Origin of the sequence: Shinella sp. WSC3-e (genome assembly GCF_945994535.1) — a bacterium.
Classification (GTDB): Bacteria; Pseudomonadota; Alphaproteobacteria; order Rhizobiales; family Rhizobiaceae; genus Shinella; species Shinella yambaruensis.
The window spans coordinates 1,419,904-1,432,682 of record NZ_OZ000530.1 but is presented as its reverse complement, the minus strand read 5'-3'; the positions used below and the strand labels follow the sequence as shown (position 1 = coordinate 1,432,682).

Sequence of the window (12,779 nt, the reverse complement as noted above, 5' to 3'; positions counted from 1 at the left end):
GTCAGAGCGGGTAGCCTTTCCTCCAGGCTGCCCGCACAATTGAAAAGCCGGACGGTCGTTCCCTGCCCGTCCGGCTTTTCCGTTTCAAGAAGACGGGCCCTTTCCGGTGACTGCCGGAAAGGCCCCGTCTTGTTTCGATTGCGAAGGCCGGACCGTTTCCGGCCTATTCCTCGGCGGGCGGTGCTGCATCCCCGGCGTCGATCTCGCCTTCGATGCCGTTGCCGTCCGCCTCGTCCTCGCCTTCCGGCTCGCTGATGCGCTCGACCGAGACGACCTTCTCGTCCTTGGCGGTGGAGAAGATGGTGACGCCCTTCGTTGCGCGGCTGGCGATGCGGATGCCGTCGACCGGCACGCGGATCAGCTGGCCGCCATCGGAGACGAGCATGAGCTGGTCCTTGTCCTCGACCGGGAAGGCGGCGACGAGTTCGCCGATCTCGCTGGTCTTCGAGGTGTCGGTGGCGCGGATGCCCTTGCCGCCGCGGCCGGAGGTGCGGAAGTCGTAGGAGGACGACCGCTTGCCGAAACCCTTCTGCGACACCGTCAGCACGAACTGCTCGCGGGACCTTAAGTCCTGGTAGCGCTCTTCGGACAGGTCGCCGACTTCGCCGACCTCCTCGCCGACCAGCGCGATGTCCTCCTCGTCGACGCCGCTGGCGCGGCGTTCCGCGGCGGAACGCTTCAGGTAGGCGGCGCGCTCCCACGGCTCGGCATCGACATGGCTGACGATCGTCATCGAGATGATGCGGTCGCCGCTGCCCAGCGAGATGCCGCGCACGCCGACCGAGTTGCGGCCGGCGAAGACGCGCACGTCATCGACCGGGAAGCGGATGCACTGGCCGAGCGCCGTCGTCAGCAGCACGTCGTCGTTTTCCGTGCAGGTCTCGACATTGAGGATCTCGTCGCCCTCTTCCTCCAGCTTCATCGCGATCTTGCCGTTGCGGTTGACCTGGACGAAGTCGGACAGCTTGTTGCGGCGCACCGTGCCGCGGGTCGTCGAGAACATGACGTCGAGGTTTTCCCACGTCGTCTCGTCCTCGGGCAGCGGCATGATGGTGGTGATGCGCTCGCCGGGGGTGAGCGGCAGCATGTTGATCAGCGCCTTGCCCTTTGACTGCGGCGTGCCGATCGGCAGGCGCCAGACCTTCTCCTTGTAGACGATGCCGCGCGAGGAGAAGAACAGGACCGGCGTGTGCGTGTTGGCGACGAAGAGGCGGGTCGCGAAATCCTCGTCCTTCATCGCCATGCCGGAGCGGCCCTTGCCGCCGCGGCGCTGCGCGCGGTAGGTGGCGAGCGGCACGCGCTTGACGTAACCGGCATGCGATACGGTGACGACCATGTCCTCGCGGGCGATGAGATCCTCGTCGTCCATGTCCGGGCCGCCCTCGGCGATCTCGGTGCGGCGCGGCGTGCCGAACTCCTCACGCACGGCGATGAGCTCTTCCTTGACGATGTTCATCATGCGCAGGCGCGAGGAGAGGATATCGAGGTAATCCTTGATCTCCTCGCCGATCTTGTTGAGTTCCTCGTCGATCTCGTCGCGGCCGAGGGCCGTGAGGCGGGCGAGGCGCAGCTCGAGGATCGCGCGGGCCTGCTCTTCGGAGAGATTGTAGGTCAGGTCCTCGTTGATGCGGTGGCGCGGGTCGTCGATGAGGCGGATCAGCGCGTCGACGTCCTTGGCCGGCCAGCGGCGCTCCATCAGCTGCTCGCGCGCCGTCTGCGGATCGGGCGCGCGGCGGATGAGGCTGATCACCTCGTCGATATTGGCGACGGCGATGGCGAGACCCACCAGGACATGGGCGCGGTCGCGCGCCTTGCGCAGGAGGTATTTCGTGCGGCGGCTGACGACCTCCTCGCGGAAGGCGACGAAGGCGCGCAGCATGTCGAGCAGCGTCATCTGCTCCGGCTTGCCGCCGTTCAGCGCCACCATGTTGCAGCCGAAGGAGGTCTGCAGCGGCGTGTAGCGGTAGAGCTGGTTCAGGATGACGTCGGCATTGGCGTCGCGCTTCAGCTCGATGACGACGCGGTAGCCCTGACGGTCGGATTCGTCGCGCAGGTCCGAGATGCCCTCGATGCGCTTTTCGCGCACCAGCTCGGCCATCTTCTCGATCATCGACGCCTTGTTCACCTGGAAGGGAACTTCCGTGACGATGATCTGCTCGCGGTCGCCGCGCATCGGCTCGATATGGGCGCGGCCGCGCATGATGACGGAGCCGCGGCCGGTCTCGTAGGCCTGGCGGATGCCGGCACGGCCGAGGATCAGCGCGCCGGTCGGGAAGTCCGGGCCGGGAATGTGCTGCATCAGCTCAAGAAGCTCGATTGCCGGATTGTCGATGAGCGCGATACAGCCGTTGATGACTTCGGAAAGGTTATGCGGCGGAATGTTCGTCGCCATGCCGACGGCGATGCCGCCTGCCCCGTTGACCAGCAGGTTCGGGAACTTTGCCGGCACGACGACCGGCTCGCTCATCGTGCCGTCGTAGTTGTCGCGGAAGTTGACCGTTTCCTTATCGAGGTCGTCGAGCAGGGAATGGGCGGCCTTTTCCAGGCGGCATTCCGTATAACGCTGGGCGGCCGGCGGGTCGCCGTCGATGGAACCGAAATTGCCCTGGCCGTCGATCAGCGGCAGGCGGAGCGACCAGTCCTGCGCCATGCGCGCCAGGGCGTCGTAGATCGCCGCGTCGCCATGCGGATGGTATTTACCCATCACGTCACCGGTGACGCGCGCCGACTTCACGTATTTCTTGTTCCAGTCGACGCCCATCTCGCTCATCGAGTAGAGGATGCGCCGGTGAACGGGCTTCAGGCCGTCGCGCACATCGGGCAATGCGCGGGACACGATCACGCTCATCGCGTAATCGAGATAGGACCGCTGCATTTCCTCGATGATGGAAATAGGCTCAATGCCGGGAGGGTTCTTGCCGCCGGGTGTCGATTGCTCTGTCAATTTCGGTCACGATCGTTGTTCAGAATCAGAAGGGAATTTTATAGCCTACCGGCGCTGGGAGCGCCAATTTCACGAGGGGTTTTGAACAGGCTTTTCCAAGTAAAATCCGCCAATTTGCGCATTTTCATGGCCGTGGCGGCGCGATGGTCCGGCCGCCCTTCCCTTGCGCGGCGCCCTCCCCTAACAATAGCCGGACAAGGCCGGGAAAAATCGGCCGCGCAACGGCGAGGGGAACGCCTGACATGCTCAACATCGATCTTCTGGTCAATGCGATCACGACCCTGCTCGTGACCATCGATCCGCCGGGCCTTGCGCCGATCTTCCTGGGGCTCACCGTCGGCATGACGCGCCCGCAGCGCACGCAGGTGGCGCTGCGCGGCTGCGTCATCGCCTTCTGCATCCTCGCCGTCTTCGCGCTGACGGGCGCGGGCGTGCTGTCGCTGCTCGGCATCTCCATCGGCGCCTTCCGCATCGCCGGCGGCCTGCTCCTGTTCTGGATCGCCTTCGAGATGATCTTCGAGCGCCGCAACGAGCGGAAGGAGAAGACCAGCGAGGTGGCGATCACCCGCGATCACATCCACAACATCGCCGTCTTCCCGCTCGCCCTGCCGCTGATCGCCGGCCCCGGCGCGATCTCCGCGACGATCCTCACCTCGGGCTCCTTCCCCTCCGCGCTCGAGCGCGGCGCCCTCATCGGCGTCATCGCGCTCTGCATCGCCATCCTGTTCCTGTCGCTGGTCATCGCCGAGCGCATCGACCGCTTCCTCGGCAAGACCGGCCGCGCGATCCTCACGCGCCTGCTTGGCGTCATCCTCGCCGCGCTGGCGGTGCAGTTCGTGGTGGACGGCGTGAAATCGGTGTTCATCGGCTGAGGGATGTCGTGCTCGCCCGCGGGCGATCGCACAGGGAACTCGACGTCGCCGCTCTTCCCTTCTCCCCCGAGGGGAAGAAGGGGATGGGGCGACGGTTTCCTTCCCAAGGCGATTGCCCTGGGCTCACCCGAGAGAAGCCTGCGAGGTTCTTGCAGGAGGAGGCACAATGCCTTTCCTCACAGACCACAGCCCGGCGCCTCGCACGGGGTTTCCGACGGTCAGGGGTTTTCTGCGAACCATTTTGCAATCGCCGGCATGTTCTCCTCGAAACCGCCGGGGAGGAACACGTTGAGCAGCCCGACGCGCTCGTTCGTTCGGTTCTCGAAGTCATGCATCACGGTCGCCGGAATGCGCACGAAACTGCCGGCCGGCGCCTCCAGCCAGTCCTCGCCGGCCAGGATGCTGGCGACACCGGCGATCACGTAAAAAAGTTCGACATTGTCCGCATGGGAATGGGCGCCCGGCCCGGCCGCGCCGGGCCCCAGCCACCATTCGGAGACGCTGTAGGCATTCCCGGTCTCGCCATGGTCCGCCTTGAAGACCGCGCTCATGCGGCCGAGCGGATAGCTGCGTCCCTCGCCCGGCCGCAGGAACAACACGTCTGCGGCCGTCTTTTCAAAGTCCATGACGCTTCCCTTCCCAGCATGCCTGCCCGTCGAAAGCGCCCGGCGAAGGCCGGCGCGGCGGCCGGCCTCGTCCCGCCGTCTCAGAACGGGATGTCGTCGTCCATGTCGCGCGAGAGCGAGCCGCTCGAACGGCTGCTGCCGCCGCCGCCCGAAGCCGGGCGCGAGCCGTAATCGTCATAGTTCGGCGCCGCGCCGAAATCGCCGCCGCCGCGGCGCTCGCCGCCGCCTTCCCCGCGGCCGTCGAGCATGGTCAGCGTCGAGTTGAAGCCCTGCAGCACGACTTCCGTCGTGTAGCGGTCGTTGCCGGTCTGGTCCTGCCACTTGCGGGTCTGCAGCGCGCCCTCGATGTAGAGTTTCGCGCCTTTCTTGACGTATTGCTCGACGACCTTGCACAGGCCTTCGTTGAAGACCACGACATTGTGCCATTCGGTCTTCTCGCGGCGTTCGCCGCTGTTGCGGTCACGCCAGGTCTCGGAGGTGGCGATGCGCAGGTTGGCGATCGGCCGACCGTCCTGCGTACGCCGGATTTCCGGGTCCGCCCCGACATTGCCGATCAAGATCACCTTGTTGACGCTTCCAGCCATACCCGTACTTCCCGTTGTCGCGCCGGGCGAAGACTGCCCGGCATCATTTTCACTACACGAATGCGGCATCTTATCGGCTGGCGATCGCCGGCGCCGCCCCGCAAGAGTGGTAATCCACAGATCAATTGCAGATTTTTGTTCTTTTTTTGTTCTAATAAATGCCTATACTCTTGTCAACCGAATCGGAAACGGGCACGGAATTCTCTGACCGCGCATGGACACGCCCCGTCTCATCCCTACATAGGGGCCAGATCCGAAACTGATGCGCAACGACTCCTGACGCTGGACACCATGAGCGAACTCAAGACCATTTCCATCCGCGGCGCGCGCGAACACAATCTCAAGGGCATCGACCTCGACCTGCCCCGCAACAAACTGATCGTCATGACCGGGCTTTCGGGCTCGGGCAAGTCGTCGCTCGCCTTCGACACGATCTATGCCGAGGGCCAGCGGCGCTATGTCGAGAGCCTTTCGGCCTATGCGCGCCAGTTCCTGGAGATGATGCAGAAGCCGGACGTCGACCAGATCGACGGCCTGTCGCCGGCCATCTCCATCGAACAGAAGACGACCTCGAAGAACCCGCGCTCGACCGTCGGCACGGTGACCGAGATCTACGACTACATGCGCCTGCTCTTCGCGCGCGTCGGCGTGCCCTATTCGCCGGCGACGGGCCTGCCGATCGAGAGCCAGACGGTCAGCCAGATGGTCGACCGCGTCATCGATTTCGGCGAGGGAACGCGCCTCTACATCCTCGCGCCCGTCGTGCGCGGCCGCAAGGGCGAGTACAAGAAGGAACTCGCCGAGCTGATGAAGAAGGGGTTCCAGCGCGTCAAGGTCGACGGCCAGTTCTACGAGATCGCCGACGTGCCGGCGCTCGACAAGAAGTACAAGCACGACATCGATGTGGTGGTCGACCGCGTCGTCGTGCGCCCGGACCTCGCCTCGCGCCTTGCGGACAGCCTCGAAACCTGCCTGAAGCTCGCCGACGGGCTGGCGATCGCCGAATTCGCCGACAAGCCGCTGCCCGTCGAGGAAACGGCGGCCGGCGGCTCGGCCAACAAGTCGCTGAACGAGACGCACGAACGCGTGCTGTTCTCGGAAAAGTTCGCCTGCCCGGTCTCCGGCTTCACGATCCCCGAAATCGAGCCGCGCCTTTTCTCGTTCAACAACCCGTTCGGCGCCTGCCCGACCTGCGACGGCCTCGGCAGCCAGCAGAAGATCGACCCGGACCTCATCGTGCCCGAGGCGGAGCGCACGCTGCGCGACGGCGCCATCGCGCCCTGGGCCAAATCCTCCTCGCCCTATTACAACCAGACGCTGGAAGCGCTCGGCGCCGCCTATGGCTTCAAGCTCTCCAACCGCTGGTCGGAGCTTTCGGAGGACGCGCAGAATGCCATCCTGCACGGCACCAAGGAAAAGATCGAGTTCAACTACAAGGACGGCGCGCGCTCCTACAAGACGGTGAAGACCTTCGAGGGCATCGTGCCGAACCTCGAACGGCGCTGGAAGGAAACCGATTCCGCCTGGTCGCGCGAGGAGATCGAGCGTTACATGTCGGCCGCCCCCTGCCCGGCCTGCAACGGTTTTCGCCTGAAGCCGGAGGCGCTGGCGGTGAAGATCGACAAGCTGCATATCGGCGAGGCGACGGCCATGTCGATCCGCGTCGCGCGCGACTGGTTCGAGACCCTGCCGGAGCGCCTCAACGCCAAGCAGAACGAGATCGCCGTCCGCATCCTCAAGGAGATTCGTGAGCGCCTGCGCTTCCTCAACGATGTCGGCCTCGAATATCTTTCGCTCTCGCGCAATTCCGGCACGCTGTCGGGCGGCGAGAGCCAGCGCATCCGCCTCGCCTCGCAGATCGGCTCCGGCCTGACGGGCGTGCTCTACGTGCTGGACGAGCCCTCCATCGGCCTGCACCAGCGCGACAATGCGCGCCTGCTCGACACGCTCCGACACCTGCGCGACATCGGCAACACCGTCATCGTCGTCGAGCATGACGAGGACGCGATCCTGACGGCGGACTACGTGGTCGATATCGGCCCCGCCGCCGGCATCCATGGCGGTGAGGTGATCGCGCAGGGCACGCCCGGAGAGGTGATCGCCAACCCGGCGTCGCTGACGGGCAAGTATCTTTCCGGCGAGCTTTCGGTGGCCATTCCCGGCGAACGCCGCAAGCCGAAGAAAAAGAAGGAAATCAAGGTCGTCGGCGCGAAAGCGAACAATCTGAAGAATGTCACGGCGTCGATCCCGCTCGGCGTCTTCACGGCGGTCACGGGCGTTTCCGGCGGCGGCAAGTCGACCTTCCTCATCGAGACGCTCTACAAGTCGGCCGCACGCCGCATCATGGGCGCGCGCGAAATCCCGGCCGAGCACGAGCGCATCGACGGTTTCGAATATATCGACAAGGTCATCGACATCGACCAGTCGCCGATCGGCCGCACGCCGCGCTCGAACCCGGCGACCTATACCGGCGCCTTCACGCCGATCCGCGACTGGTTCGCCGGCCTGCCGGAGGCCAAGGCCCGCGGCTACCAGCCCGGCCGCTTCTCGTTCAACGTCAAGGGCGGCCGCTGCGAAGCCTGCCAGGGCGACGGCGTCATCAAGATCGAGATGCACTTCCTGCCGGACGTCTACGTCACCTGCGACGTCTGCCACGGCAAGCGCTACAACCGCGAGACGCTCGACGTCACCTTCAAGGGCAAGTCGATCGCCGACGTGCTGGACATGACGGTGGAGGAAGGCGTCGAGTTCTTCGCCGCCGTGCCGGCGGTGCGCGACAAGCTGACGACGCTGAACCAGGTCGGCCTCGGCTATATCAAGGTCGGCCAGCAGGCGAACACGCTGTCGGGCGGCGAGGCGCAGCGCGTCAAGCTCGCCAAGGAACTGTCGAAGCGCTCGACCGGCCGCACGCTCTACATCCTCGACGAGCCAACGACGGGCCTGCACTTCCACGACGTGGCGAAGCTGCTCGAAGTGCTGCACGAACTGGTCAACCAGGGCAATTCGGTCGTCGTCATCGAGCACAATCTGGAGGTCATCAAGACCGCCGACTGGATCATCGACTTCGGCCCGGAAGGCGGCGATGGCGGCGGCGAGGTGATCGCCGAGGGCACGCCGGAGGACGTGGTGAAGGTGGAGCGCTCCTATACCGGCCATTTCCTCCGTGAATTGCTGGAACGCCGGCCGATGAAGAAGGTCGCGGCGGAGTAACCCCATGATCCTGATCGGCCAGTACGATTCGTCCTTTGTGCGCCGCGTGGGCATTGCGCTGCGGCTCTACGGCCTTCCCTTCGAGCATCGGCCCTGGTCGGTGTTCGGCGAAGGCGACAAGGTGCAGGCGGTCAACCCGCTGATGCGGGTGCCGACGCTGGTGCTGGACGATGGCGACGTCGTGGCCGACAGCCCCTCGATCCTCGATCATCTCGACGGCCTCGTGCCGCCGGAACAGCGGCTCCTGCCACAGGCAGAGCCCGCGCGGCGGCAGGCGCTGAAGGTGATGGCCTTCGCGACCGGCCTTGCGGACAAGGGCGTCAGCCTGTTCTACGAGCTGCACCTGCACGAGACGCCTTCGGCCTTTTTCGTCGAGCGCTGCCGCTTGCAGATTTCAACCGTCCTTGCCGCACTGGAAGCGGAGCGGGCCGCGCGGCCCGGACCATATTGGTTTGGCCGCATTACCCATGCGGATATCGCGGTCGCCTGCGCCTGGCGGCATGTCGGCGAGGCCCATCCCGGCCTCATCGATCCTGCCGCCTACCCCGCGCTTGCAGCCCATTGCGCCGGCATGGAGGCACTGCCGGTGTTCCAGGACATTTCCCAGCCTTTCATCGCGCCCGCCTGAGAGGCGTGCCGCCACCTGTCTGTCGAGGAGAACTGACATGAGCACATCCGGCACCATCAGAACCGGCATCGGCGGCTGGACCTTCGATCCCTGGGAAGGCACCTTCTATCCGGAAAAGCTGGCCAAGAAGCGCCAGCTCGAATTCGCCAGCCGCGAACTGACGGCGATCGAGGTCAACGGCACCTATTACGGCTCGCAGAAGCCGGAAACCTTCGCCAAATGGGCCTCCGACGTGCCGGACGGCTTCATCTTCTCGCTGAAGGCGAGCCGCTTCACCACGAACCGCAAGGTCCTGGCCGATGGCGGCGAATCCGTGGAAAAGTTCCTGACGCAGGGGCTGACCGAGCTCGGCGACCATCTCGGCCCGATCCTCTGGCAGTTCCCGCCGACGAAGAAGTTCGAACCGGACGATTTCGAGGGTTTCCTGAAACTGCTGCCGGAAAAGCTCGACGGCCTCGCGCTGAAACATGCGCTGGAAGTGCGCAACGATACGTTCCTCGTGCCGGAATTCGCGGCGCTCGCGCGCAAGTACAGGGCGGCGATCGTCTACGCCCAGCATGCCGACTATCCCGAGATCGCCGACGTGACGGCGGATTTCGTCTATGCCCGCCTGCAGAAGGGCTCCGACGACATCAAGACCTGCTATCCGCCGGAAGCGCTCGATGAGTGGGCGGAGCGGCTCAAGGCCTGGTCCGGCGGCGGCGAGCCTGCCGATTTGCCGAAGATCGATCCAAAGACCCAGCCGGCGAAGAAGCCCCGCGACGTCTTCGCGTTCTTCATCACCTCCGGCAAGGTGAACGCGCCGAATGGCGCGCGCGAGCTGCAGCGGCGCACGAGCTGACGCCCCCGGCCGTGCGGCAGCCTTCGGCCGAATTTCACGGCATCGAGCCTCAGCCGGGAGCCGCGGAGCGGAAGAACCGCACGGCATCCGAGACAATCTCGGCATTTCCGGCCGCTCTCCTGCCATCGAGACGCAGGCAGCCGTCCTCCAGCCCGACACGGGTCGACCAGCGCTGCCGGTATGCACGCCGGACAAAGTGCCAGACGGTCGCATCGGCGCCGTGCAGGAGGATCGGCCGGCGGACATTCGCCTGGGCGAGAACCTGCGCGATCCCGTCCACGATGGCGTCCGCCTTTCCGAAATCCTGTTCCTCGTCGATCTCGATGAGGACGCGCAGCGCGCGCCGGCCATCCGGCAGCAGGGCGACGAACCGTTCGGCGTCCGTCACGCTGGCCAGACCCGCCTCGACCCCAATGCCCATGTGGTGCAGCAGGGCGATGACGGCGGGCGCATCGGGTTCGGAAAGGTTGACGGAGGCGTAGTCCGGCCGCTCCCGCCATGCCGCGATGCTGTCGCGCGTCCTTGCCGCGTCGCCTTCGATCCACGCGCCCGTCGATACGCCGATGAGCGTGCCGGGGCATGCCTCACGTACGGCGCGTACCGTCTCGTCGACGGCGGACAGGCTCTCGCGCCCGTCCGGCCCGCGCGGATGGATATGGAGCTCCGCCGCGCCGGCGGAAATGCAGGCCGCGGCGTCGATCGCCATCGCCTCCGCCGTCAGGGGCAGGCGCGTATGGTAACCGGCGGGACGCGCGCCGTTGATGCAGGCTTGAACGATCATGCCGGTCCTCCCGGGTTCGGTTTCGCTTGATGCAAGGCGTGGCAGGAAAAGCGTTTGCGCGGCGCCTGCCCTGCCCTATTCCGGCCAGGGCGGAATGGCGCCCGGCAGGTCCTCCGCCGTCAGCCCCTCGCCCGCGATGCGGCCCGCCTCGCCATGACGCCAGACGGCGCTGGCGGCAGCCTCGAAGGCGGGCATGCCCTGGGCGAGATGGGCGCCGACGATGCCGGCGAGCACGTCGCCGGAACCGGCGGTGGCAAGCCAGGGCGGCGCGTTCTCGTTGACGAGGACCCGGCCGTCCGGCGCGGCGATCACGGTGTCGGCGCCCTTGAGGATCAGGATGGCGTTGCTGCGCGCGGCCGCCTGGCGGGCACGGTCGATTTTCGACAGGGTTCCGTCCCCTGCAAGATCGGGGAAGAGGCGGGCGAACTCGCCGTCATGCGGGGTCAGCACCAGCCGCGGGCTTCCGCCGGAAAAAAGCGAGAAGAGCGCGGCCGGATCGTCGCGGAAGGCGCTGATGCCGTCTGCATCGAGCACGAGGCGGCGGCCGCCTTCGGCAAGCAGGCGGACATGGCCCCGCGCCCGCTCCCCGTCGCCGAAGCCGGGGCCGAGCACGAAGGCCTGCAGCCGCGCATCACCGAGCAGGCCGGAAAGGTCGTCGTCGCCGTCGACGGGCTTCAGCATCGCCGCGGTCAGGTGCGCGGCGTTGACGCAAAGCGCCTCCCGCGGCGAAAGCAGCGTGACGAGGCCGGCGCCGGCGCGAAGGCCCGCCTCGGCGGAGAGGCGCGCGGCGCCCGTGGCCGCCGCCGGGCCGGAGAAGACGGCAAGATGGCCGCGCCCGTATTTGTGGGTCGCGCGGCCCTGCACCGGCAGATCGAGGCGCCAGATCGCCGGCGTGTTCACGCGCATATGGTCCGCATGCCCGGCGAACAGGCGGGCGGGGATGCCGATATCGAAGACGTCCAGGTCGCCCGACAGGGAACGTCCGGGCAGCAGCAGGTGGCCGGGCTTGCGGCACATGAAGGTGACGGTCGCGGTGGCCTCGAAGGCGGCGCCGCGCACCTGCCCGGTCCGGCCGTCGACGCCGGACGGCAGGTCCACCGCCAGCACGGGCAGGACTGCCTTGCGGCACACGGCCTCGATGATCTCAGCGACCGCCTGCGGCACGTCGCGCGACAGGCCCGCGCCGAACAGCGCGTCGACGACCACGTCGCCCGCTTGGGGCGCATAGGCCATAAGCGGCGCGACGGCGCCGGGAAAACGGGCGAAGGCGGTCGCGGCGTCGCCCTTCAGCGCCGCCGTCGCGCCAAGGGCATGGACGGTGACCGAGGCCCCCGCCTCCTGCAAGGCGCGGGCAGCGACATAGCCGTCGCCGCCATTGTTGCCGGGACCGCAAAGCACGGCAAAGCGCAGGGCGCCGGGAAAGCGGCGCAGGGCCGCCGCGGCGACCGCCTGCCCCGCCCGCTCCATCAGGCCGTAGCTCGAAAGGTCAAGGGCTGCGGCGCGGTCGATGCGGCCCATATCCTCCGGCGTGACGATGAGTGTGTCTATGTCCTTGTGCATGAGGACAGCATGCGCGCAAAGCCATGACGGAGACAAGTCCGGGATTCGATCCGGTCGACAAGCCCGTTATTTGTGCATCTGCATATTCGATATGCTCAAATTTGCAGCTTTATGCGGCAGGCACGCCGGACTTGCGGTGCGCGGGCGCCGCCGGGCGTGGAAAGTGACATTTTTTAGGCAAATTCCGCTGGCCCTTTTGGCTGGAAAGCCGCATCATCCACCGCGTGAGGACGGGCAGGATCGGCAAGGAAACGGATTTCATCCGCTCTGGCATGCATCCTGCTTCAAGTTGGCATGATACGTGCATTTGAGTGTGCGGCGCGCGCAAACCGCGCGCAAACGGGAGAAGCGGAGAGACATTTTCTCATGAAAAAGATCGAAGCGATCATCAAGCCCTTCAAGCTCGATGAGGTGAAGGAAGCCCTTCAGGAAGTTGGCCTGCAGGGTATCACCGTCACCGAGGCGAAGGGCTTTGGACGCCAGAAGGGCCACACGGAGCTTTACCGTGGCGCCGAATACGTCGTCGACTTTCTGCCCAAGGTGAAGGTCGAGGTCGTCCTGGCGGACGAAAACGCGGAGGCCGTCATCGAGGCCATCCGCAACGCGGCCCAGACCGGCCGCATCGGCGATGGCAAGATCTTTGTCTCCAACGTCGAAGAAGTCATCCGCATCCGCACCGGCGAAACCGGCGTCGACGCCATCTGATCCCGCCCGGCCGTCCGGCCGAGGCTTC

General features: G+C 66.1%; 10 protein-coding genes. 5 read left to right on the top strand and 5 right to left on the bottom strand.

The genetic code is table 11. The annotated features are described in order from the left end of the window. Positions 1-163 precede the first annotated feature (163 nt). On the bottom strand, positions 164-2,944 hold the full coding sequence (gene gyrA, locus AABF56_RS07245; protein WP_272805423.1) for a DNA gyrase subunit A: 2,781 nt from the start codon (positions 2,942-2,944) through the stop codon (positions 164-166). Positions 2,945-3,186: 242 nt separating this feature from the next. Here gyrA and AABF56_RS07240 point away from each other — a divergent pair, with 242 nt between their 5' ends. Beyond that, entirely contained in the window at positions 3,187-3,816 is a 630-nt protein-coding gene (locus tag AABF56_RS07240) for a MarC family protein (RefSeq protein WP_244765528.1), read from the top strand. Positions 3,817-4,034: 218 nt separating this feature from the next. Here the strand turns inward: AABF56_RS07240 and AABF56_RS07235 are convergent, their stop codons facing one another. Then, positions 4,035-4,442 carry a cupin domain-containing protein gene (locus AABF56_RS07235; RefSeq protein WP_272805422.1) on the bottom strand — a complete coding sequence of 136 codons (408 nt, stop codon included), beginning with the start codon at positions 4,440-4,442 and terminating at the stop codon, positions 4,035-4,037. Between the two features lie 80 nt (positions 4,443-4,522). Continuing rightward, positions 4,523-5,026, bottom strand: a complete 504-nt coding sequence (locus AABF56_RS07230) for a single-stranded DNA-binding protein (RefSeq protein ID WP_244765530.1) — start codon at positions 5,024-5,026, stop codon at positions 4,523-4,525. 291 nt (positions 5,027-5,317) lie between these two features. On the opposite strand from AABF56_RS07230, the gene uvrA reads away from it, so the two are divergent. Genes uvrA through AABF56_RS07215 form a run of 3 tightly spaced genes read left to right on the top strand, consistent with a single transcriptional unit; the run spans position 5,318 to position 9,705 of the window. Then, positions 5,318-8,236, top strand: coding sequence for an excinuclease ABC subunit UvrA (gene uvrA / locus AABF56_RS07225; protein WP_272805421.1), 2,919 nt, complete (start codon positions 5,318-5,320; stop codon positions 8,234-8,236). A 4-nt stretch (positions 8,237-8,240) separates the two neighbouring features. Further along, positions 8,241-8,864 (top strand): glutathione S-transferase family protein, encoded by a 624-nt coding sequence (locus tag AABF56_RS07220; protein ID WP_272805420.1) that lies wholly within the window; start codon positions 8,241-8,243, stop codon positions 8,862-8,864. 37 nt (positions 8,865-8,901) lie between these two features. Beyond that, the gene (locus AABF56_RS07215; RefSeq protein ID WP_244765533.1) at positions 8,902-9,705 is read left to right on the top strand and encodes a DUF72 domain-containing protein; all 804 of its coding nucleotides are present in this window, start codon (positions 8,902-8,904) and stop codon (positions 9,703-9,705) included. Between the two features lie 49 nt (positions 9,706-9,754). Here AABF56_RS07215 and AABF56_RS07210 read toward each other — a convergent pair whose 3' ends face one another. Both AABF56_RS07210 and AABF56_RS07205 read right to left on the bottom strand, forming a co-directional pair. After that, positions 9,755-10,486, bottom strand: coding sequence for a 3-keto-5-aminohexanoate cleavage protein (locus tag AABF56_RS07210; RefSeq protein WP_272805419.1), 732 nt, complete (start codon positions 10,484-10,486; stop codon positions 9,755-9,757). Between the two features lie 75 nt (positions 10,487-10,561). Beyond that, a complete protein-coding gene (locus tag AABF56_RS07205; protein WP_272805418.1) occupies positions 10,562-12,046 on the bottom strand; it encodes an NAD(P)H-hydrate dehydratase in 1,485 nt (494 codons plus the stop codon). Positions 12,047-12,412: 366 nt separating this feature from the next. Between AABF56_RS07205 and AABF56_RS07200 the strand changes: the two genes are divergently transcribed. Continuing rightward, the gene (locus tag AABF56_RS07200) at positions 12,413-12,751 is read left to right on the top strand and encodes a P-II family nitrogen regulator (protein WP_003515720.1); all 339 of its coding nucleotides are present in this window, start codon (positions 12,413-12,415) and stop codon (positions 12,749-12,751) included. The last annotated feature ends 28 nt before the right edge of the window (positions 12,752-12,779 follow it).

Excerpts from the sequence above, each read along its gene's own strand:
- AABF56_RS07215 (WP_244765533.1), top strand. The coding sequence starts at position 8,902 with ATGAGCACATCCGGCACCATCAGAACCGGCATCGGCGGCTGGACCTTC.
- AABF56_RS07200 (WP_003515720.1), top strand. The coding sequence starts at position 12,413 with ATGAAAAAGATCGAAGCGATCATCAAGCCCTTCAAGCTCGATGAGGTG.
- AABF56_RS07240 (WP_244765528.1), top strand. The coding sequence starts at position 3,187 with ATGCTCAACATCGATCTTCTGGTCAATGCGATCACGACCCTGCTCGTG.
- AABF56_RS07210 (WP_272805419.1), bottom strand. The coding sequence starts at position 10,486 with ATGATCGTTCAAGCCTGCATCAACGGCGCGCGTCCCGCCGGTTACCAT.
- AABF56_RS07230 (WP_244765530.1), bottom strand. The coding sequence starts at position 5,026 with ATGGCTGGAAGCGTCAACAAGGTGATCTTGATCGGCAATGTCGGGGCG.
- AABF56_RS07205 (WP_272805418.1), bottom strand. The coding sequence starts at position 12,046 with ATGCACAAGGACATAGACACACTCATCGTCACGCCGGAGGATATGGGC.
- AABF56_RS07235 (WP_272805422.1), bottom strand. The coding sequence starts at position 4,442 with ATGGACTTTGAAAAGACGGCCGCAGACGTGTTGTTCCTGCGGCCGGGC.
- uvrA (WP_272805421.1), top strand. The coding sequence starts at position 5,318 with ATGAGCGAACTCAAGACCATTTCCATCCGCGGCGCGCGCGAACACAAT.
- AABF56_RS07220 (WP_272805420.1), top strand. The coding sequence starts at position 8,241 with ATGATCCTGATCGGCCAGTACGATTCGTCCTTTGTGCGCCGCGTGGGC.